The organism is Rhizobium sp. BK312, assembly GCF_014193605.1.
Lineage (GTDB): Bacteria > Pseudomonadota > Alphaproteobacteria > Rhizobiales > Rhizobiaceae > Rhizobium.
In genome coordinates this window covers 1-21,826 of the sequence record NZ_JACHZP010000019.1, presented here as the reverse complement: position 1 = coordinate 21,826, position 21,826 = coordinate 1, and the positions used below count along the sequence as shown (strand labels likewise).

Annotated in this window: 18 protein-coding genes and 2 pseudogenes; 13 read left to right on the top strand and 7 right to left on the bottom strand. The window is 58.2% G+C overall.

Going from position 1 to position 21,826, the window contains the following annotated elements; genetic code table 11:
* Nucleotides 1-149 precede the first annotated feature (149 nt).
* Nucleotides 150-833, bottom strand: a complete 684-nt coding sequence (locus FHT85_RS30125; protein WP_112401320.1) for an IS6 family transposase — start codon at nucleotides 831-833, stop codon at nucleotides 150-152.
* 491 nt (nucleotides 834-1,324) lie between these two features.
* On the opposite strand from FHT85_RS30125, the pseudogene FHT85_RS30120 reads away from it, so the two are divergent.
* The 7 genes and pseudogenes from FHT85_RS30120 to argE all read left to right on the top strand — a co-directional run.
* A pseudogene (locus FHT85_RS30120) lies at nucleotides 1,325-1,642 on the top strand (ribonucleotide-diphosphate reductase subunit beta); the annotation flags it as partial.
* 345 nt (nucleotides 1,643-1,987) lie between these two features.
* Nucleotides 1,988-3,253, top strand: coding sequence for a flavin-containing monooxygenase (locus FHT85_RS30115; RefSeq protein ID WP_112412298.1), 1,266 nt, complete (start codon nucleotides 1,988-1,990; stop codon nucleotides 3,251-3,253).
* A gap of 50 nt (nucleotides 3,254-3,303) precedes the next feature.
* Nucleotides 3,304-3,717 carry a RidA family protein gene (locus tag FHT85_RS30110; RefSeq protein ID WP_112412297.1) on the top strand — a complete coding sequence of 138 codons (414 nt, stop codon included), beginning with the start codon at nucleotides 3,304-3,306 and terminating at the stop codon, nucleotides 3,715-3,717.
* 14 nt (nucleotides 3,718-3,731) lie between these two features.
* Nucleotides 3,732-4,403: a DUF1028 domain-containing protein gene (locus tag FHT85_RS30105; RefSeq protein WP_112412296.1), complete on the top strand. Its 672-nt coding sequence runs from the start codon at nucleotides 3,732-3,734 to the stop codon at nucleotides 4,401-4,403.
* A 50-nt stretch (nucleotides 4,404-4,453) separates the two neighbouring features.
* Entirely contained in the window at nucleotides 4,454-5,404 is a 951-nt protein-coding gene (locus FHT85_RS30100; protein ID WP_112339083.1) for a LysR family transcriptional regulator, read from the top strand.
* Between the two features lie 191 nt (nucleotides 5,405-5,595).
* The gene (locus tag FHT85_RS30095) at nucleotides 5,596-7,953 is read left to right on the top strand and encodes a glycoside hydrolase family 3 C-terminal domain-containing protein (protein ID WP_112412295.1); all 2,358 of its coding nucleotides are present in this window, start codon (nucleotides 5,596-5,598) and stop codon (nucleotides 7,951-7,953) included.
* A 73-nt stretch (nucleotides 7,954-8,026) separates the two neighbouring features.
* A complete protein-coding gene (gene argE / locus FHT85_RS30090) occupies nucleotides 8,027-9,136 on the top strand; it encodes an acetylornithine deacetylase (RefSeq protein WP_183775101.1) in 1,110 nt (369 codons plus the stop codon).
* A gap of 40 nt (nucleotides 9,137-9,176) precedes the next feature.
* Here the strand turns inward: argE and FHT85_RS30085 are convergent, their stop codons facing one another.
* From FHT85_RS30085 to FHT85_RS30070, 4 genes are all read right to left on the bottom strand, one after another.
* The gene (locus FHT85_RS30085) at nucleotides 9,177-10,262 is read right to left on the bottom strand and encodes an ABC transporter ATP-binding protein (RefSeq protein ID WP_112339085.1); all 1,086 of its coding nucleotides are present in this window, start codon (nucleotides 10,260-10,262) and stop codon (nucleotides 9,177-9,179) included.
* A 4-nt stretch (nucleotides 10,263-10,266) separates the two neighbouring features.
* Entirely contained in the window at nucleotides 10,267-11,178 is a 912-nt protein-coding gene (locus FHT85_RS30080) for a carbohydrate ABC transporter permease (protein WP_112412293.1), read from the bottom strand.
* A complete protein-coding gene (locus tag FHT85_RS30075) occupies nucleotides 11,175-12,041 on the bottom strand; it encodes a carbohydrate ABC transporter permease (protein WP_112339087.1) in 867 nt (288 codons plus the stop codon). The genes FHT85_RS30080 and FHT85_RS30075 overlap by 4 nt, the downstream gene beginning before the upstream one ends.
* An 87-nt stretch (nucleotides 12,042-12,128) precedes the next feature.
* Complete coding sequence (locus tag FHT85_RS30070) at nucleotides 12,129-13,361, bottom strand: ABC transporter substrate-binding protein (RefSeq protein WP_112412292.1); 1,233 nt, start codon at nucleotides 13,359-13,361, stop codon at nucleotides 12,129-12,131.
* Between the two features lie 579 nt (nucleotides 13,362-13,940).
* Here FHT85_RS30070 and FHT85_RS30065 point away from each other — a divergent pair.
* On the top strand, nucleotides 13,941-14,246 hold the full coding sequence (locus tag FHT85_RS30065) for a putative quinol monooxygenase (protein WP_112412291.1): 306 nt from the start codon (nucleotides 13,941-13,943) through the stop codon (nucleotides 14,244-14,246).
* Nucleotides 14,247-15,158: 912 nt separating this feature from the next.
* Here the strand turns inward: FHT85_RS30065 and FHT85_RS30060 are convergent.
* A complete protein-coding gene (locus tag FHT85_RS30060) occupies nucleotides 15,159-16,568 on the bottom strand; it encodes an amidase (protein ID WP_112412289.1) in 1,410 nt (469 codons plus the stop codon).
* A gap of 107 nt (nucleotides 16,569-16,675) precedes the next feature.
* Here FHT85_RS30060 and FHT85_RS30055 point away from each other — a divergent pair, with 107 nt between their 5' ends.
* The 5 genes and pseudogenes from FHT85_RS30055 to FHT85_RS30040 all read left to right on the top strand — a co-directional run bounded on the left by FHT85_RS30055 (nucleotide 16,676) and on the right by FHT85_RS30040 (nucleotide 21,416).
* Nucleotides 16,676-17,239, top strand: coding sequence for a TetR/AcrR family transcriptional regulator (locus FHT85_RS30055; protein WP_112339091.1), 564 nt, complete (start codon nucleotides 16,676-16,678; stop codon nucleotides 17,237-17,239).
* A gap of 140 nt (nucleotides 17,240-17,379) precedes the next feature.
* Nucleotides 17,380-17,625 (top strand): annotated as a pseudogene (locus tag FHT85_RS30780) (hypothetical protein); the annotation flags it as partial.
* A 15-nt stretch (nucleotides 17,626-17,640) separates the two neighbouring features.
* Complete coding sequence (locus tag FHT85_RS31080) at nucleotides 17,641-17,985, top strand: YoaK family protein (RefSeq protein ID WP_112339092.1); 345 nt, start codon at nucleotides 17,641-17,643, stop codon at nucleotides 17,983-17,985.
* 361 nt (nucleotides 17,986-18,346) lie between these two features.
* Complete coding sequence (locus FHT85_RS30045) at nucleotides 18,347-20,368, top strand: methyl-accepting chemotaxis protein (protein WP_112412288.1); 2,022 nt, start codon at nucleotides 18,347-18,349, stop codon at nucleotides 20,366-20,368.
* Nucleotides 20,369-20,921: 553 nt separating this feature from the next.
* On the top strand, nucleotides 20,922-21,416 hold the full coding sequence (locus FHT85_RS30040) for a histidine kinase (RefSeq protein ID WP_112412287.1): 495 nt from the start codon (nucleotides 20,922-20,924) through the stop codon (nucleotides 21,414-21,416).
* 220 nt (nucleotides 21,417-21,636) lie between these two features.
* On the opposite strand, the gene FHT85_RS30035 is transcribed toward FHT85_RS30040, so the two are convergent.
* A partial coding sequence (locus tag FHT85_RS30035; protein ID WP_183775098.1) for a helix-turn-helix domain-containing protein occupies nucleotides 21,637-21,826 on the bottom strand: 190 nt, incomplete at its 5' end.

The window sequence follows — 21,826 nt, the reverse complement described above, 5'->3', positions numbered from 1 at the left end:
GCTTTGCTGCGCAGATGGCGGGAAGCAGGCGAACTTGCCACCGCCTGATGCCGGTATCCGGCGGTGGCGACCTCTTCATGAACCGACGTTCTAAGGGTTCTGTCGCAAATTTTGGCAAAGGCCGGAGAAAGGGCTATCGCTGGACACACTTATGCAGCGAGTGCGGCGAATTGCTGAAATGCAGACTGGTCACTGGCTGGAAATTGATGCTTGCGGATCATGTGAGCCACCTCGATGCCATCCAGCGTCGCTGACGCAGACGGAAAGGATTTGAAGCCCCTCATCGGGCGGGTCAGCGTCTTGATAAACCGGTGATCTTGCTCAATCATGTTGTTGAGATATTTAACCTGCAGGATCTCGACCAGCCAAAACCATCCATGCTGTAGCAGCAGCCAATTGACGTTTTGCAATCCTGCCAGGTTTGCGCCGCTCTTGTCGATGACGACCTTTTCAGGCCAACCATTGTTCTCGATCATGCGGGTGAAGAAGGCGCTGGCTGCAGCTTCATCACGATGCTCGGACAGCATGAAATCAAGGGTTTTGCCGAATTTGTCGACAGCGCGATAGAAATAGGTCCACTTGCCTTTGACCTGTATATAGGTCTCGTCCATTCGCCAGGAACGGCTGGTCGCCGATTTGCGGCGTCGGGCCTGGCAAGCAATAAGCGGCGAATATTTTACGACCCATCTGTTCAGCGTCGCGTGGTCTGCGGCAACGCCGCGCTCAGCCATAATCTCTTCCAGATCACGATAGGATACTGCATATCGGACGTAGAAAAACACCGCATATAAGACCACATCCTTGGGGTAGTGACTGCCTTTGAAATCAACCATGATTTGGAACTCAACATGCCTGCTCATCATCCCGGATCTATGGCAAGATCAAACCGCTGGCAAATCTACGGAAAGTTTGCGACAGAACCTTGGTGCGCGGGGCATCGTGCTTGGGCAGCATTGTCGGGTTGCTGCGGGGTCGTCTCGGGTACACATCGCCGCATTATCAGACGACCGATGGTTTCTAGCTGCCAAAATTGCAAATCGGCAGGAGTTCCGATGCCGACCCGCCTTACAACTCTGCGTAATCCTCCACGCCGAATTACAGATCCGGTGTCATCAAGCGACAGCAATCGCGGCTGCGTCATCAAAAGCAAGGCTCGGGGCGAAGCGGGTTATGTTCGACCATCTCGCGTTACCGCTACCTGGGCATCACTGATTCACCTCTTACTTCATCGAGACAATACCTATCTGCTTGAGCAGTATCAGCGCTCGCGAGTCAAGACCGCCGGGGCGCCAAGCGTGATCGCCACGGCTGTCGAGGTGCAGGATATTTGTCGCTCTTTCCCGCGCTTTGCCTGACACCTCATGTCGATGACGCCCATCGCCGGTCGGAGGAGAACGAGCTTCTGCAGAAAAGATCGCCGCTGGTCATGCAACAATATGCCTCGGGCGATCCCGTGAAGAAGAAGGTCGCGAGTGTCTTCCTCGAGAGCTTCCTATTCTATTCGGGCTTCTATCTGCAGATGTTCTGGTCGAGCCGCGCCGAGCTTATCAACACGGCTGATATGATCCGTCTCATGATCCGTGGTGAAGCCGTGCATGGCCGTTACATCGGCTACAAGTTCCAGCGCGGGCTTGCGCGGCTTCAGCCAAGCGATTGCTGGTCCGCTTGCCGAAGAAACAGGCGCATGAATCTCGAATTTCATCAAGACCGTTATATGCGGTCTTCGTCGAGCGTCTCGTCCGGTCGATCGGAATGACGGATCGTAGGTTCAAATACCCATCAAGAGCAGCCCATAGCTCATCGAGGATCATGCCCCATTGCGTGGAAATACAGCACACTCAACTGATGGCAGCGGACCACCAACATTCATCAGCTTAGCGACAGCCTAATCACTGCAAACTAAAAACGTAATTTTCCCCGGCAAGGCTGTGAACTACACCGGACGTCACAATCCGCACACAGCCCTTAAGGAAAAAGGACGCAAGCAATGGCAGTTGAAACCGTGGACACTCTCGTTGTTGGTGCTGGGCAAGCCGGCATTGCAATGAGTGAACACCTGGGCAAGGCCGGTGTGTCGCACCTAGTCCTCGAGCGTAGTCGTATAGCCGAGCGCTGGCGCTCGGAGCGTTGGGACTCGCTCGTTGCCAACGGCCCCGCCTGGCATGATCGGTTTCCCGGAATGGAGTTCCCAGACCTAGATCCGGATGGCTTTCCGGCAAAGGACGCCGTTGCCGACTATTTCGAAGCATACGCGCGCCAGATTAATGCGCCCATCCGTTGCGGTGTAGAGGTCAGGAGCGTCGAGCGGCATATCGGGCGCCCCGGTTTCCGCGTCGAAACCTCGCAAGGCGTGATCGATGCCCAGAACGTTGTTGCGGCAACCGGTGCTTTCCAAGTGCCTGTCGTTCCCGACCTGATCGCGAATGCACCCGGTATTACGCAGATGCATTCGACCAAGTACCGCAACCCCGGCCAGCTCGCCGAAGGTGCTGTTCTCGTCATCGGCGCCGGTTCTTCCGGAACCCAGATCGCCGAGGAATTGATGCTATCGGGCCGCAAGGTCTATCTTTCCGTCGGCCCGCATGACCGTCCGCCGCGCGCGTACCGTGGCCGCGATTTCTGTTGGTGGCTGGGCGTTCTGGGGAAGTGGGATATGGAAACACCCGGTCCGGGCGCCGAACATGTGACGATCGCCGTCAGCGGTGCGCGGGGCGGCCACACGATCGATTTCCGCCGTCTCGCCGGAAAGGGCATGATCCTGGTCGGCCGCACAAACGGCTTCGAAGGAACCAGCCTTAGCTTCTCCGACGATCTTGCCACCAACCTGGATCGCGGCGATGCCAACTACATGGCGCTACTTGACGAGGCGGATGCCTATGCTGCGAAGAACGGCATCGACCTGCCGGAAGATCCCGAAGCGCGCCGGATCGAGCCGCAGCCGGATTGCGTTGCAAATCCGATCCTCAACCTCGACCTTGCCCAGGCCGGCATCACGACGATCATCTGGGCCACGGGCTTCTCCTCGGACTACCGCTGGCTGAAACTGGATGTTTTCGACGAACGGGGCCGTCCGAAACACCAGCGCGGCGTGTCGGCCGAGCGCGGCATCTATTTCCTCGGGTTGCCATGGCAGTCACGCCGCGGATCTAGCTTCATTTGGGGCGTGTGGCATGACGCGAAGCATATCGCCGACCGCATCTCGACACAGCGCAAGTACAACGAATACCGGCCTTCGAGCCAGAAGGTCGGCTGAGGCCAGCCCCCAGAGCCCATCGATACAGGTCCCCATTCAAGGAATTCGACATGGCCCATACCCGCATCCGCAAGTTCAATACCAAGGATACCTATCCGGAACAGAAGCTGGATAACGACCTTTGCCAGACGGTTGTCGCCAAGGGCACGATGGTGTTCGTGCGTGGGCAGATCGGCCAGGATCTCGATACTTCCGCCAGCGTTGCCATCGGTGATGTCACCGGTCAGACCGAACAGGCCATGGCAAATATCAAGATGCTTCTCGATGAAGCCGGCTCGTCCCTTGATCACGTCTGCAAGATCACCATCTACATCGTGGATCCGCGCTATCGCGAGGCCGTCTACCGCGTCGCTGGCAAGTGGCTGAAGGGCGTCTTCCCGGTTTCGACGGGTATTGTGGTCTCCGCGCTTGCCCGGCCCGAGTGGCTGGTGGAAATCGACGCTATCGCCGTCATTCCGGAATAAGGTGCCGTGAGACCATGACTTTTTCCATCGTCGCCCGCTGCGCCGAGTCCGGCATGTTCGGTATCGCCATTTCCTCCTCCTCTCCGGCAGTCGCCGCACGCTGTTCGCATGCCCGAGCAGGCGCGGGGGTGGTGGCCAGCCAGAACATCACGGATCCCGGCCTTGGAATTTCGGGCCTGGAGATGCTCGGAATGGGGGCGACGGCGGAAGAGGCACTTGGCCGGCTGGTGGCATCGACCCCGTTTGCCGCCTACCGGCAACTGGCCATCGTCGATGCACGCGGACACGTCGCCGGTCACTCCGGCGAGCGCACGCTCGGTATCCATGCGATGGCAAAGGGCGAAGGTTGTATCGCCGCCGGCAATCTTCTTTCCAATACCGATGTCCCGCAGCGTATGGTCGCCGCGTTCGAGGCATCCGTCGGCGATCTTCCTCCCAGGCTGCTGAAGGCGCTGGCCGCCGGCCTCGATGCAGGCGGCGAGGCGGGGGCCGTCCGCTCGGCGGGACTGAAGGTTGTCCGCAACGTTGCCTGGCCAATCGTCGATCTCCGCGTAGACTGGCATGATCAGCCGATCGAGACCCTCCAGGATCTTTGGGCGGTTTATGAGCCGCAAATGGAAGACTACGTTAAGCGGGCGCTCGACCCCAACGCCGCCCCATCCTTTGGGGTGCCGGGCGATGAATAATGCGATCGCCCGCTGCTTGTTCTTCCAGCTAGCAGAGATATTATGACGCTATGAGATACACGCTCCGCCAGATCGAATATTTCATTGCGACTGCGGAGACAGGAAGTATCACCCTCGCATCCGAGCGACTGAATATTTCCCAACCATCGATTTCGACGGCCATTACCCATCTGGAAACGGAACTGCAGACGCAGCTCTTCGTGCGCCACCATGCAAAAGGTCTTTCGCTGACGCCGGCAGGCCGCCTGATGCTGGCCGAAGCCAAGCAACTCGTCGAGCAGGCCGAAAATATCTATACGGTCGCCTCCGAAGTGAATGAGAAGATCCGGGGTCAGCTTTCGCTCGGATGTATGGTGACGCTTGCCTCGATGATCATGCCGGAACTTTCGCACTCCTTCACCACAGCTTTCCCGGAAACTCGCATTATTCAGACAGTCAGCGATCACGAAGAGCTTCTGGGAAAGCTCCAGCGTGCGGAAATCGATGTGGCGATCAGTTATGACCTCCTGATCACGGACGACTTTGATTTTACGCCGCTTGCAACGCTGCCTCCGCATATCCTCGTTGGAGAATCACATCCGTTTGCACGCTATCCATCTGTCAGCTTGGATGAATTGGCCGATTACCCGCTCATTCTCTTGGACCTGCCCATCAGCCGTGAATATTTCCTAGGTCTCTTTGCGAAATCGGGCGTTGAACCCTCTATCGCCATGCGTTCCGCTTACCAGGACGTTATTCGCACGATGGTGGCGAACGGCTACGGCTATACGATCGCAAATGTTCGGCCTCGGTCGCAATTGGCAATGGACGGCCGGACGGTCGTGCGCGTGCCGATATCCGGCAGCCAGAAGCCGATGATCATCGGCGTCTTTACCCTAAAGCAAAATCGCAAGCCTCGATTGATCGAGATGTTCGAGCAGCATTGCAAGTCGTGTGTGTCCGATTCCTACATACCTGGGATGGTCGCCCCGGTCATGGAGCGTCGCAAGGTGTCAACGTAATAGGGCTGCCAAGCTTTTGATGAAGCGTCGCCTCGGAAATGCATTATTTCTCTAAGACCGGGCGAGTGCAATGATCGCTCGACGCAAAAATTTCTGGCCATCACCTACCATCGCGCGCTGACCGGGCGCGTCCTTCGTTGAGTGCCAGCACATAGTCACTTTGGAGACATGACGTGAATTCAGACAAGCTTATGAACGGCGACTTCGCGGCGTTGATCGCCGAAATGACAAACGAGGAAAAGGTCGCCCTTCTGGCCGGGCACCGCATGTGGAAGACGAAGGCGATCGAACGCCTCGGCATCCCGAACATCGTCATGACCGATGGCACCTATGGTGTCCGCTACTCGATCCACCAGATCGATAACGAAGAAGCCGGTGGCGTCGACTTCTCGGCCTTCCTCAACGTCGTCGGCCAGCGGGCCAGCCATGTCGAAGTTGCCTGGGGCGCGATGAAGCAAGCCACCTGCTTCCCGAACGGGTCCAGCCTCGGCTGCTCTTGGGACGTCGATCTTGCCCATGAGCTTGGCACCGCTCTTGCCATGGAATGCCAGGAGTTTGGCGTGCATCTATTGCTCGGCCCCGGCATCAACATCCGCCGCACACCGCTCGGCGGCCGTTCTTACGAATATTACGGTGAGGATCCGGTCATCAGCGGTGATTTCGCAGCCGGCGTCATCAACGGCTTACAGGAAAACGGTGTCGGTGCATCGCTGAAGCACTTTGCTTGCAACAATTCCGAAGTCGAGCGTACCTCGATGGATTCTGTCGTCGATGAGCGCGCCTTGCGGGAAATCTATCTCAAAGGCTTCCAGCGCGCGATCGAGAAGAGTAATCCGTGGACGGTCATGAGCTCTTACAATCGCCTGAACGGTGTTCAGGCTGCTGAGGATCACTGGCTTCTGACAAAGGTACTGCGCGAGGAGTGGGGCTACGAAGGTCTCGTCGTCTCCGACTGGCACGGCATCAAGGATCGTTCGGCTTCCCTGGCGGCGGGCAACGATCTCGACATGCCGGAAAGCGAAACCCGCAAGAGCGACCTTCTTGAGGCCATCGGGGCTGGAAAGGTCGACATGGCCGTGGTGGACGAAGCCTGCGCGCGTGTTCTGGCGCTGGTGCGTGCCAGCAAGCTCGGCGAGCGGCGCAACACGGTGTTCGACCGCGATGCCCACCACAAGCTCGCCCGTCGCATGGCAGGCGAATCCATGGTTCTCCTGAAGAATGACGATCAACTGCTGCCGATCACGCCCGCCAAGGTCAAGCGGATGGTCGTCATCGGCGAAGGTGCCGGCGTTCCGGTCATTCAGGGCTCGGGCTGCGCGACCACCACGCCGACACTTGTCGATGTGCCGATCGACGAGATCGTCAAATTGGCCGGCGATGCCATCAAGGTGGAGCAGTACCGCGGCACGAGCGAAGTCGAGAGTGAGCGCGCGGCACTCATTACCGAGGCTGTCGAGGGCGCACGGGGCGCCGACGTGGTTGTCATCTTTGTTTGCACGGAGAATGGTTACGACGGCGAGGGCTCTGACCGCACGACGCTCGACCTAGCGCCGGGTCACGATGCGCTCGTCAGCGCCGTTGCTGTCGTCAACCCGAATGTCGTCGTTGCCATCGCCAGCCCTGACGCAGTCGTCATGCCGTGGGTTCCGGAAGTTAAGGCGATCGTTGAGATGTTTTTTTCCGGCCAGGCGACCGGCGGCGGTATCGCCGACATTCTCTTTGGGGTCGTCAATCCCTCCGGCAAGCTGACGACAACCTTCCCGAAGCGCATGCAGGACATGCCCTCCTATCTCAGCTACCCCGGCGAGAACAGTCGCCACTACTACAGCGAAGGCATCCATGTCGGATATCGCTGGTATGATGCGCGCGAGATCGAGCCGCAATACCCCTTCGGCTTCGGCCTAAGCTATACGAGCTTCGCTTATTCCGATCTGAAATTGGATCGGTCGGCGCTGAATGTCGGCGAAGAGGTGGTCGCGAGCTTCATTGTGACCAACACCGGCGCCGTCGCCGGCAAGGAAGCGGCCCAGCTCTATGTGAGCTACGGCAAGCCGCGGCTGCAGCGTCCGAAGCGCGAACTGAAGTCCTTTGCCAAGGTGCACCTGGCGCCGGGCGAATCGAAGCGGGTGTCGCTCACGATCCCTGCTGCGGATTTCGCGCTCTATGATTCCGGCAAGGGGCGCTGGATCCTCGATGACGATGCCGTGCAGATCGAAATCGGTTCGTCCTCGCGCGACATTCATCTTGCAGCGCCACTGCAAATCCGTTCGCGCGCCTCGCGCCATCGTGAAGTGAAGTGGGATACGCAGCCCGTCTTTATCCTCGCCAATCCGATCGCACGGGCCAAGTTCAATCAGTTCCTCCAGAAGCACCTGTCGATCGACGAGGGTGAGGCGGATCGGATGCTCGAACATTGCGCCAACTCGTTCTTCGGCATGTTTACGACTTTCGACCGGCGCTTCCGCCAGGCCTTCCCGAAGGGTGATATCGCGGCACTGCTGGCCGATATCAACCAGACAATGGCTGATGAAGAGACGATGGCCCGCTGAGGGCCGTCAAAGAAAGAGAATAATGGAGGCTCGCTGCGATGCGGGCCTTCGTCCGTTTTGGGAGTGTCATTTCTTGAATACGCTTGACCTGCTTGATCGTCTTGTCGCCTTCCCCACCGTTAGTCCTGATAGCAACCTGCCGTTGATCGATTTTGTCCAAACCTATCTCCGCGACCGCGGTTTCGAGTGCCGGTTTGTTGCTGACGAGATTGGCAAAAAGGCGAACCTGTTTGCCAGCATCGGCCCCCGGCAGGATGACGGCATTGTTCTCTCCGGCCACACCGATGTGGTGCCGGTCGCAACGCAAGCATGGACCTCCGACCCTTTCCGGCTGACGCGCCGCGGCTCTCGGCTCCATGGCCGTGGCTCGACGGACATGAAGGGGTTTCTTGCAAGCGCGCTATCCGCTGCCGACCGCATCGATGGCAAGCTATTGAAGCGGCCATTGCATCTCGCCTTCTCCCACGATGAGGAGATCGGCTGCGTCGGCGTGCGCTCCCTGCTCGATGTCCTGGCTAAGGAACAGTTCAGGGCTTCGCTTTGCATTGTCGGAGAGCCGACATCGATGGCGATCGCGCTCGGCCACAAAGGGAAGATGGCCGCGCGGGCTCGTTTCAGAGGCGAAGCAGGCCATTCTTCGCTGGCACCGCGTTTCGTCAACGCCATTCATCTGGCTTGTGATTTCGTCGCTACTCTGCGGGGTGTACAGCAGGAGATTGCTGAAAATGGCCGTAGCGACGCCGATTACGACATCGCTTACACGACGGTTCACGCGGGCAAGATCGTCGGCGGCGAAGTTCTCAATATCGTCGCCGATCGCGCTTCGGTCGATTTCGAGATCCGCCACCTCGCCGAAGACAATGCGGACGACATAGTGGCCCGCATCCGTGCTGTCGCCGCTTGCGGAACCGAGATCGAAGTACGCAATGCCTATCCGGGGCTGTCCACCTCAGCCGAGAGCCCTGCTACCGCCTTCGCTCGTCATCTTCTCGGTCAGGCTCCGACCACGAAAGTATCCTTCGGCACCGAGGCTGGGCTATTTGCAACGAGACTAGGGCTGGAAACGGTCATTATCGGACCCGGCAACATGGATCAGGGTCATCAACCCGACGAATATATCGAGGAAGCCGAGCTGCACCTCTGCGACCTCATGATGGACAGGCTGATCGGACAGCTTTGTTGAGATAAGGGAGCGGCGGCTTGAAGTGGCCGCCGCGGTGCCTTTACAGGCGCTGTTCACTTTTCTTCGAGAAGATCGATGCAATGCTCGGATTGAAAGCGAGGCGTACTTCGCCGCCCAGCCCACGGGCCTTGGCTGCCGGCAGTCGGACTGACAGCTTCTGGTCTCCCACGGCAAACCATACCAAGGTATCGGCGCCCATGGGTTCGACGAATGTGACCGGTGCAAAGAGGGTCGGCAGTGTCGTTCGGTCGTCGGCGAGCTGTATGTCCTCCGGACGGAACCCTATGACGATCTCCTGGCCATTGACGGCTGGATGACGAAACGGATAGGCATCGATCGGAAGCTGATGCTCGCCGAAGATTGCCATTGGCTCGCCATCTTCGATCCTGATGCGGGCCGAGAGAAGGTTCATGCTCGGCGAGCCCACGAAGCCGGCGACGAACAGGGTTTCCGGTTTCCCATAGAGCTCATCTGGTGTGGCATATTGCTCGATCTTGCCAGCCTTCATGACGGCAACGCGCGTTGCCAGCGTCATGGCTTCGATCTGATCGTGCGTGACATAGACGATTGTGCTGCGCAATTCCTGGTGCAGCTTCTTAATTTCCAGGCGCATCTCCGTGCGCAGCTTTGCATCGAGGTTCGAGAGAGGCTCGTCGAACAGGCAGATAGGGCTTCGGCGCACGAGCGCCCGCCCGATCGCCACGCGCTGACGCTGCCCGCCTGAGAGCTGCGAGGGGCGACGGTCGAGAAGCGGCGTCAATTGCAGGAGGTTCGCGGCCCATTCGACGCGCTTGGCGATCTCTGCCTTGGCGACCTTGTTAACCCGCAGGCCGAAACCGAGATTCTTGCGGACCGTCATGGTGGGATAGAGCGCGTAGGACTGAAAGACCATCGCCATGTTGCGGCGGCTGGAATCGACGTTTGTGACATCTTGGTTGCCGGCAATGATCCTGCCGGTGTCGAGGTCCTCGAGGCCGGCAATGACGTTGAGCAGCGTGGACTTGCCGCATCCGGAGGAACCCAGTAGCACGATGAATTCGCCGCTCGCGACCTGGAGATTGATATCCCGCAATATATGTTGTGGTCCGAAGGATTTGTTCGCGTCGATAACGGAGATCTGTGTCATTGCATTAGCCCTTCACTGCGCCGGCGGCGAGACCGCGCGCAAAATAGCGTCCGGAAAGAATGTAGATGAGAAGTGGCGGCAGCGCGGTCAGAAAGGTCGCGGCCATGTTTACATTATATTCTTTGACGCCGGTCGTTGTATTGACGATGTTGTTCAGCTGCACCGTGATCGGCAGGTGGTCTCGCCCGGCAAAGATCAGGCCCAACAGGAAGTCGTTCCAGATACCGGTCGCCTGCATGATGATGGCTACGACCAGCACGTTGACCGACATAGGTAGCATGATCTCGAAGAAGATCGTGAAGAAGCCCGCTCCATCCATCTTGGCTGCCTTCGAAAGCTCCGGCGGAACGCCCTGATAGAAGTTGAAGAACAGCAGTGCCATGTAGGGCAGGCCGAAGATGATATGGATCAGGATGATGCCCGGCAGCGTGCCGTAGAGCCCAATGCTGCTAAAGATACGTACCATCGGATAAAGTATGACCTGATAGGGTATGAAGGCGCCCAGCATCAGCGACAGCAGGATGACGCGGCTGAGCTTCGATTGCCACTGCGAGAGGGCAAAGCCGGTCAGAGCGCCGAACAGGATCGAGAAGACCACGCCCGGAACGACAATCTCGACGGAATTCCAGAAATTTCCATGGATGCCGTTGCACTCGATTCCGGTGCAGGCCGTCATCCATGCCTTCGACCAGGCATCGAAATTGAGGCTCTGGGGCAGGGTGAAGATGTTGCCCGTGCGCAGTTCGTCGGTGGTCTTCAGCGACGTCGAGATCACCAGCAGCAGCGGGATCGCATAGTAGACCAGCGCCACGGACAAGATGACGTAAAGGATGGCGCGGCCAGGTTTCGCGCTTTTCGCGCGGGGAACCACATAGATCACCGGTGCGCCGGATTGGGCGAGAGGGGTCGCAGTCATCGCTTCTGTCTCTTGAGCTCGATATAAACATAGGGGGAAAGCGCGCAGATGACCGTTACCAGCATCAGGATGGCGGCGGCAGCCGCGGTGCTGATATTGGCGCGCTGAAACAGGAGGTCCACGACAAACTTTCCGGGGACATCGGTGCTGATGCCCGGGCCGCCACCCGTCATGGCGACAACGAGGTCGTAGCTCTTGACCACGGCCGTGGCGAGAAGAATGACGCAGGTGAGGACCAGCGGCCGCAGCATGGGAAGCACGATGCTGATATAGGAGCGCCAGACGGGGATGCCGTCGATCTTCGCTGCTTTCCAGATATCGCCGTCGATGCCACGCAGGCCGGCCAGCATGATGGCCATGACAAGACCCGAGGATTGCCAGATGGCGGCGATGGAGACGGCGTAGATTGCCTTTTCCGGGCTCGCAAGCCAGTTAAAGCTGAAATCCTGCCAGCCGAGGCTGCGCACCAGTGCTTCGATGCCCGTTGTCGGGTTCAGCAGCCATTGCCAGGCAAGGCCGGTGACGACAAAGGACATGGAGAGCGGATAGAGGAAGAAGACGCGGAAGAGGCCTTCGGCCTTGACGTTGCGATCGAGAAGAGCTGCAAGCGTCGTGCCGATGACGAGTGAACCGGCTATGAAAAGACTGCCAAAGATCAGCATGTTGGCAAAAGCGGTATGCCAGCGCGGCATGGACAGCAGGGTGGCATACTGGCTGAAGCCGTAGAACTTGTAGTTCGGCAGCATCGTCGAATGCGTCAGCGATATATAAAGTGTCCAGAGAATTGTGCCGTAGAAACAGACGGCGATGACCACCGTACTGGGCACAAGCGTCAGCTTGGCCGCCAGGTTCTTCTTAAACATTGCTTGCCCCCGTTGGTCGACATCGCAACTCGTTTACAAAAACTGCCCCGGCAATCGTGCCGGGGCAGCGGAGACTAGCGGCAGAACTTAGTTCCGCGCAACGATATCGGCATACTGCTTTGCAGCGTCGGCAGGCGTCATGGACGGGTTGCTCCAGAACTGGGTTACCAGATCCTTGATGGCGCCAACGGTCTCGCTGCTGAACGAAAGCTCAGCGTTCGGGGCAAGCGCGTTCGGGTCCTTGAGCAGGCCGGCTGCCTTCTGGGTGCAGATGTCCGCATCCTTGAGGTTTACGTCCAGGCGCGGGGGCAGGGCGCCCTTGATGGAGTTGAAGGCCACTTGGGTTTCGGGATCGATCATCACGTCGACCAGCAGCTTGCGAGCCGCGACCTGTTCCGGCTTGTCGCCGACCGGGAAGACGAAGGTGTCGGAAACGATGTTCAGTACGCCGTTGGTACCCGGCGCGAGTTCGCATCCGTATTCCTTGCCGGGCGTCATCTTGGCGGCCTGGAATTCGCCCTTGGCCCAGTCGCCCATGATCTGCATCGCGGCCTTGCCGGTGATCACCATGTTGGTGGCGTCGTTCCAGTTTCGGTTGGTGTTGCCGTCATCGACATAGCCGCGCAACTTACCGAAAGTCTCGAAGGATTTTACCATCAGCGGACCGCCGGCGGCATCAACGTCATGCTTGGTGTAGACATCCGTGTAAAACTTGTTGCCGCCGGTCGCGATCATGATCGAGCGGAAGACGAGGGCCTCCTGCCAGGCCTGGCCACCAAAAGCGAGAGGGATGTAGCCCTTGGCCTTGATCTTATCCGCCGCGGCAAAGAACTCGTCCCAGGTCGCCGGCGGCTTGACGCCGACATCGTCCAGTACCTTCGTGGAATACCACATCCAGTTAGCAGTGCCGATATCGATCGGAACGGCGTAAAGGTGGCCGTCAACGCTTGCCTTATCGACGACTAGCTTAGGAAGGAATGTCTGCCAGCCCTTGGTGGAGGCTATATTGTCGATCGGAGCGAGGACGCCTTGTTCGACCAGCGGCTTGATTTCGCCGAGATCGACGACCATCGAAGTTGGTGCGTCACCACCAGCGAGGCGGCTGAGAACAGCGGCGCGTGCGGCTTCATAGCCGGTAACCGGGCTGTCCTTCCAGGTGCCGCCCTTCTTGGCGACATCATCGGCGATGACTTTGATGGCGGCGGCTTCGCTTCCGCTTGTCCAATAGTGCATGACTTCAGCAGTCTGCGCGAAGGCCTGGTTCGAAAGCAGGAGCGCAATTGCTGTGCTTACGCCAGTCAGTGACAGTTTCATTCCCATTTTGATCCCCTTATTGGCTTGATTTCAGGGGTCGAGTTAATTTCGTCACCCGCTCAATAGCAATTTCGATTTTATGTGCCATTGCGTCACTAAAACCGATCTTCTTGAGGCAGCGGGCATTCGCAAAGTTCAGCAGACATAAATCGAGCTACGCGGTTCGCGCTCGTGAAGGCTAATATCCTGATGGAGCTGCTGCTTGTCGCACCTCACTCCATAATAGGAAAGTTAACCACCAGCCAGTCCTTCACGTAAGAAGTAATCGGACTATCAATCTCTTAGCGAATCTAAGGCGTAGATTTGCGGTTCTTATCCCTTCAAGGCGATTGGCCCCGGAGACTTCAAGCCAGGGATTCACTTTCGCCCTGGGAGATCGCTGCGTGAATCCGTCAGAGACCGGTCCGCAAAATCGTCATTCATTTGCCTAGAACGAACACGATACCGCCCGCCTGTTAGGGGAGCCGCGCGGACTGCCGGCATGCTTTGGTGGTCAAAGCCCCCTAATTTTTCCTCCGCCAAACATTTGTCGTGGTTAGCGCGTTCCTTAAGTTGCGGCACGATAGTGTGTCGATGGAGGTGGTCATGACCAAATTCGCGCTCTACGTTCCGATCGAGGCAAAGCTCGGAAAGGAAGAGGCGGTCGCCGAATTTCTGCGATCAGCCGTACCGCTGGTCAATGCCGAGCCTGGGACGATTTCCTGGTATGCGATCCAGGAGGGTCCAAGTTCGTTCGCAATCTTTGATACGTTTGATGATGAGGACGGAAGGGATGCCCACTTAAACGGCCAAGTCGCTGCGGCCTTGATGGCAAAGGCAGAGGAAGGGGAACTGTTCGCTAAGCCACCGCAGATATACAAGCTGTCGATCCTTGCCGACAAGCGACCATAAGTAACCTCGTTACATGCGTTCTATGCGTGAAGCGTTACGACCCTAACGGCCAACGTTCGATTGGTTTGTTTGCCGGTCGGAAGGAAGAATTCGCTTGAGATGCGGCCCTGTCCTGCTGTTTTTTGCGAGAGCAACGTCCTCCGGCGTTCCGTTTGCGACTATCCTGCCGCCTTCTTCTGAAACGGCCCCTTGAGGTACCACTCGGCACCGAGATTAGCGTCGAGCTGCTGGTCCATGAAGATTGGGACAGTCGTATCGAGTGCGCCCGGGCCTTCATCGTCCGCCGGAATGAAGCGGTCGCTATTGCGATGACGGTCTTAAACTCGTCGGCGGTCAAGAAGGCAGGCTTGTAGGAGGCGAGGTCCGGCGCCAGAGCCGCGGCGACTTCGGCTGCGCACAGGGTGCCGAACGAAATGCCGATCGTTGCGAGAGTGACGCCAGCGACTGAACTGATCAGAAACGCGCGTCTGCTTGCGTGATGGTGCATGGGAGATCCGAAGTTGACGATCGACGAACTGTATGGCGTCGCTTTTGCGCACGCGACGTTCCGCGGTATGCCACCATCCAAGATCAAAAAAAGGGGGTATTCTGGAGTCCTTTCGAATTCTGGCCCGGTGTGCACATGGACGACGCGCTCGCCATTACGGAGTGGCGTGGCTAATGTCAGGCGTCGGCAGTGGAGCCACGCGGGCTTTAATAATCGAACCGAAATCCCTTACGTGCGGTTGCGTAAACGAGGCGAAACGTTGCAGGGTAGCGATCGCCGCGCCGGCCCGCTTCGCTTGTAGAACCCGCCTGGCATGTTCGCTACCGCAGCGGAACCGGCGCACGCATAGCTGAGGTCTCTGCTCGCCGAAGTGGCGAAGCCTGGCCTTCGCTCTGAAGAAGGCCAGGCCCCGTCGGTGACAGATTTCAGAGCTGAGGACGCAGGCCGCGGGTCGGGCTGACGCTCTCCAGCAGTGAAGCGACATGCAGGATGGTGGACTCCGCCTGCCATTTGCCGACGATCTGAACGTTGATCGGCAACCCTTCGGAGCTCGTGCCAAAGCGCATCGAGACGCCGGGGAGACCTGTAACGTTCAGGGGGACGGTCGCGCCCTGCAGATATGTGGCATCCACCGTCTGTCCGTCGATCACGAACTTTTCCACGCCATGCTTGTGGGCCGGGATCGGCAGGACATGGGTGATGAGAACGTCGTAACGGGAGAAGTAGTCTGCATAGCCGTCCCGCAGTCGCTCGGCCGCCTGCTCGGCGTCGATGTAATCCGCCATTGATGTATCGGGCAGCGACAGCATCGTCTTCGCCATCTTGTAGAGTTCCTCGTCGCGACGACCAGCAGTCGCCTCGCGAAAGGCCGGCTTCATCTCCATAACGTGAAGACGGTTGAAGACGTCGAGCGCGAAGTCCTTTTCGAGGGCAGGGATGCCCACATGTTCAACTGACAGACCAATATCCTTCAGCGCATCGGCGGCAGCCTTTACGGTGGCGACAACTTCTGGATCGACGGGACCCAAGCCGGGGCCGACCATCCAGCCCACACGAAGCTGTCGAAACGGCTGGCGCCCGATGCCCGCGTCGAACGGAACGGTGCTGGAAGAAAAAGCATCCTCCCCGTCCGGCCCTACAAGCTGCGAGAAGGCAAGGGCGATATCGCGCACCGAACGAGCCATCGGCCCGACATGCCAGAAACGGCGCGGCGCGCGGGGCCAGATCCCGATCATAGGGATGCTGCCATGGGTCGCCTTCATCGAGGTGATGCCGGTCTGTGCTGCAGGCCCACGCACGGAAATCGCAAGATCCGTTCCAAGACCAAGCGGCGACATGCCGGCGGCGATGGCTGCGGACTCGCCGCCACTCGATCCGCCCGGCGTCCGTTCCAGATCCCACGGGTTGTTGGAGCGCCCGGTCAGAAGATTGTCGCTTTCGATCCAGTAGGAGAACTCCGGCAGATTGGTCTTGGCGAGCAGGATGCCGCCAGCCTTCTTCAAGCGGGCGACGCTGGTGGCGTCGCGGTCCGGCGTGCGTCCCTTGAAGATGGGCGAACCGCGTTGGGTCAGGACGCCTTCGGTGTCGATCGAGTCCTTGACGGTAAACGGCACGCCGTGGAGCGGACCCAGCTCCTCACCTGCAAGCACAGCAGCTTCGGCTTTACGCGCAGCATCCATTGCGCCGTCGGCGACGGTTACGATCGCATTGACCTGGGGATCGACCCCCCCGATGCGGTCGAGATGTGTCTGGACGACTTCCACAGGCGAGACCTGCCGTGTGCGGATGAGTTCGGCAAGTCTGGTGGCATCGAAATATATCAGCTCGTTGCTCATGGAATTCTCTCTAACTAACAGTTGGTAGGTTAGGAACAGCTAGAGCTTTACAAACCAGTCGTCAACCCCTATCTAACATTTGGTAGGCTTTGGTGGAGTTTCATATATTGTCGGGAAATGCAAAAGAAGCGATCCTTATTGCCGGTCGGCTGAGCGCGCAGGCACATGGCTATGGCGGCCTCAACATGCGCGAGCTCGCCGCCGAGGTCGGAATCAAGGCCGCGAGCATCTATCATCACTTTCCGAGCAAGGCCGATCTTGCCGCAGCGATTGCCGAGCGCTACTGGCAGGACACGAAGGCGTGGCTGGAAGAGGTCGCCGACACCGAGAGCGATCCAAAGGCAAGTCTCCGCAAGTATCCAGAGACATTCCGGATGTCTCTGGAGAACGGTAACCGCCTTTGCCTCGGAAGCTTCCTTGGTGCGGAGTACGATGACCTTCCCATGCCGGTGCGCAAGCAGGTTCAAACCTTCGCGGATGTTAATATCGCTTGGCTCAAAGAGCGTTTGGTAGAGGCGGGCTTGGTTGGAGAGATGGAAAGCGAGGCACGGGCGCGGGCAATCTTCGCTGCCGTTGCGGGAGCCCAGCTTCTTGCCCGCAGCCGCTCCGACATCACGCTCTTCGACGCAATGATCGAAAGCTACCGCGCCGCGGGATTGATACCCGCTTGAAGGTTGCCCCTTTCCTCCTCCCAGCCGCTGTTCAATATTTCGAAGAGCTTGCCGCACCTCCTCACGCGGCAAGCTTTTTCGTTTCCGATAATCATCCGGCTGAGTTTAGGCGTTAAAGCAGACCGCCTTGTCCTACCGGCTGCGTCAACAGCTCTCGCCGGGACTTCACGCTGGACCCGTCGGCGACACCAGGCGGCATGCTGTCCGACTTGGCATGCGCGTCGTGAAGGGACTGGCAGCCGTGGATGCTGCCCGCATGGCTCCCATTTCGAAAGCGTCGATGGCATGTGGCGGCGATCCGGCGCACCGGCGGAGGCCCTGGCCAATTGGCCGAGGGCGATGCCTTTCGACCGTCGCTGCAGCTGGAGCGCCGAGATGTCTTATGGCGATGAGGCGTCGGCATAATCGTTCTGGCCATCTCCTTTGTAGCCTCCGTCCAAAGCTCGATCTTCACCAAGCTTGACAGGTGGTCATACAATTCGGTCATCGCCACCGGAAACCTTCGGAGGGCGACGGAATCCTTATTCAATGGGCTCAGTCGTCACCGCGATACGAATGATTTAGAGCAATCGAAGAAGTTCGGAGCCGTGTCCCTAAGTTTCCTGGTAGGAGCGGGTTTAGGTGCCGTCGCGACGAATCTCTTTGGAAACGCTGCGACGGCGGGCGCTGCCGTTCTACTGATCCTTGCGCTCCTGCTGTGCCTAAGTGGTGAGAGACGCGGTATTGGGACTGGATGGCCGTTCTAGCGCTTCTGCGGTTGCCGCCCGTTAGTATGATCCCTCACCTGTAAGGGGACTGCTTCAACGTAATGGCCATGCACAAGAACACCGTGGTAACGCCCGCCGTGGATGTTCCATTTAAGAAATAACCCGTTAAGGGCATTCGCAGTTCATTAAGTATTTTACTGCAATCTCGATTATCTGAGGTCCAGTGCAATATTTTCCGATGATGGAAGTGCTTTTTAGCATATTCCATTGTGCGAATAGTAAGTAAAATGGATCTATTTGGTTTGGCTTGGCAAAAATATACTTATTGCCTGTGCATGAGCAATGTTTTTCTTGCGGCCGATGAAGCGCGGCCCAGTGTCAATAATTGGGAGCTCCTTGTATGAAGCGTTTATCCATCGGGTTTCTGATCACTTTGCTGCTCTGTCTTATCCTGGCCGTCGTTATCGGGCAGGGCGCTTATTCTATCATATCTCTGCAATCCATAGATCGAGGTTCAACGCAGATCGTCGCCAAACGCGTGCCGTCGTTCATTGCTCTTGGACAATTGAATGCCGACATTGGCGATGTGAGGATTGCGCAGGGTGCTTTGCTGACGTCGAGTAAGGACCATGCAGTCGACCTTGCCGGTGCGCTTGCCAAGGCAGAGCAGGATGTTGCCGACGACCGGGCTAAATATGAACCCTTGATGATCGATGAGGGCGACAGGCAACTCTACGGCAAGTTTGCCGCCTCGTGGGCTGCGTCGCAGGCGCTATGGAGTAAGGCACTTGGCGCCAAACAGGCCGATCAGCAGGATATGGCATTGGCATTGTTCTATGGCGACTCTTTCAAAGCCTACACGCAGGCGTCGAACGATATTCAGGCTGCAGTGGATGATCTTTCTCAGAATGTAAAGGACGAGGGCGCCGCGAGCCAGCAGACGATTTCGTCAACTGAGAACACGGCCTACATTGGGCTTTCGATCACAGCCGTACTCGGTCTCTTCGCCGTCGTGACGATTTCCTTCCGCGTCGTGCGTCCGATTAAGGACATGACCAGTTTCATGACCCGGTTGGCAAAAGGTGATACGACAACCGAGGTTCCCTCCTTGGGGCGGCGCGACGAAATCGGCGCCATGGCGAATGCCGTCGAAATCTTCCGGCAGGCGACGATCGACAACAAGCGCCTGGAAGCGGAAGCGGAAGCCAACCGCATCAAGACCGAAGCTGACCGTCAGCGGCTGACCGCGGAGGCCGAGGCAGCTGCCCAGCGCCGCCTGCAGGAAGCAACGTCGGGCCTTGCATCCGGCCTGAAGCGCCTTGCGGCGGGCGATTTATCTTTCGAGCTTACCGAGCCCTTCGCGCCAGATTTCGAAGCCCTGCGCCACGATCTCAACGGTGCCGTGGCACAGCTGGCCGAGACGCTTCGCTCTGTCGCCCAATCCACCAATGCGATCGACAGCGGATCGCGCGAGATCAGCCAGAGCGCCGACGACCTGTCGCGCCGCACGGAGCAGCAGGCTGCCTCGCTGGAGGAAACGGCTGCCGCTCTGGACCAGATCACCGTCAACGTCACCAACTCCTCCAGACGCGTCGATGAGGCCCGGACGATCGCCATCCAGGCCAATTCCAGTGCTGCGCAGTCTGGAACCGTTGTCGCCAATGCCGTCGATGCCATCGAGCGGATCGAAGCCTCCTCGACGCAGATTTCCAACATCATCGGCGTCATCGACGAGATCGCCTTCCAGACGAACCTGCTGGCGCTGAACGCCGGCGTCGAAGCTGCCCGTGCCGGTGAAGCCGGGCGCGGTTTCGCCGTCGTCGCTCAGGAAGTCCGCGAACTGGCGCAGCGCTCCGCGAAGGCTGCCAAGGAAATCAAGGGCCTGATCAGCAACTCGACATCGGAAGTGGAAAGCGGCGTGAAACTGGTGCGGGCGACCGGGGATTCGCTGAAGACGATCGAGCAGTACATCGTCACCATCAACCAGCACATGGACGCGATCGCCACCTCGGCGCGCGAGCAGTCCACGGGACTTGGCGAAGTCAACACGGCCGTCAACCAGATGGACCAGGTCACACAGCAGAACGCGGCCATGGTGGAGGAAACCAATGCCGCCGGCGCTACGCTTGCCGGAGAAGCCGGACGTCTTCGCGAACTGATCGCGCAGTTCAATCTCGGTGGCGGAACTGCCCGTGCTGCAGCGAGTGCTTCCGGTTCGGCAGAAGCGGTCTACGTCTCCGCGCCTCGGCCGACAGTTGCACCCCGCGCTGTACCGCGCCCGGGCCCGGCAAATGCGGTGAACGCCGCCAAGAGCCCACCCGCGCACCGACCCGTCGCTTCGCCCGCCCGGCAGATGGTCGCCGATATCGCCAAGAGCTACGGCGCCGCTGCCCCTTCGCAGGATAACTGGGAAGAGTTTTAAAATATCTACTGCCTTCTTGCGCTGCATTCATTGAGGTCGCCGCGCTTACTTGCTTTGCTCGGTGACGACGCGGAGGACGAGGCCAAGCGCCAACTTCGAATCTGCGGCTGCCACCCCAGCTCGTGTATCAGTACAAGCGGCTTCTCGGATCCTTGGGGTTCCCTTATTGCCTCCGCGCGCTGTTGACTAAGGTCGAGATCGTAATCGGTCGCTTCCCTCTGAGGTTACTTCGGTGAGAGGTGAACAGGCCAGTGAGATTTCCTGCTATGTTTCACTAATACCCTGCTATCGCGAAATGGAAATTAGGGCCGCATTTCGTAAGTAATTTTACATCCGAGGCCTAATACCGCTGCACAACTATCGATATGAAGATGAGGTCTGCGACTAAAGATTGATCTGCGATTGAACATTCCGGGAACACAGAATATCTCGGTTCCAATTATTACCTTTAAATTTGTTCCTTTGTCCGCCAAGTGGTTACGATCTTAATATATTGTATTTAGAAGTCCCATGGCCGTCCTGTATATCGGCTTTAAGTTCTAAGGATACTACCATGAAGAAAACCTTTGCATTGGCCTTGCTTGTATTAGCGTCTCCTTTCGCGGCGCAGGCCGCGACCTTGACATTTCCCAGTGACAAGCCTGTCGCGAGTATCACCATTCCGGATAGCTGGAAGCCGGAGGAAACCGACGGTGGCGTCCAGGGAACCTCCGACGATTCTGCGGTCTACCTTTCAGTCGAGGTCGCCAGCGGCAAATCCATGGAGAAAGTTGTTACCGGTGCAATCGATTTTCTCGCAAAAAACAAAGTGACGATCGACCCATCTACCCAAAAGGAGACGCCTGCAACCGACGTCAACGGTATCCAGATGGCCACCCTGGAATGGGATGGCAAGGATGAAGACGGTCCCGTTAGCGTCGGCTTGCTAATCGCGCAGGTGAGCGCTGACAACGCTCTCGTCGTGACGTACTGGGGAGACAAGGGCGAGGAAGATAAGCACGATGCCGAAGTCAAGGCGATCATCGCCTCGATCAAGCCGGTTGAGTGACCGTATCTGTGGCAGCGGTGAAGTTATCGCCGCTGCCATCTAATCTCATCACATTTTGTCCTGATCCATTCGGGGTCGTAGAACAAATAATCGATAACTGGGCGCGCGCAATTCAGGTGCCACGGACTAAGGGACCCGAGGCCCTCAACTTCAATGGCGGCGGGGCGAAGTAAATATCAGCCACGCGAAGGTTTCCGCCCGCTCTTCAGCGGCTTAATCGTCACGAGATCATCAGCCACCGGACGAAAAACTCCGAAATATCGCAGGCCAGCGCTTCAGCTATCTTCTCAAGCGTCGTGACCGTCGGGTTCTTACTGCCGCGTTCGAGATAGCCCACATAGGAGCGCTCGACATTGGCCTCAAGCGCAAGGTTGTCCTGCGAGATTCCCCGCATAACCCGTATTCGCCGG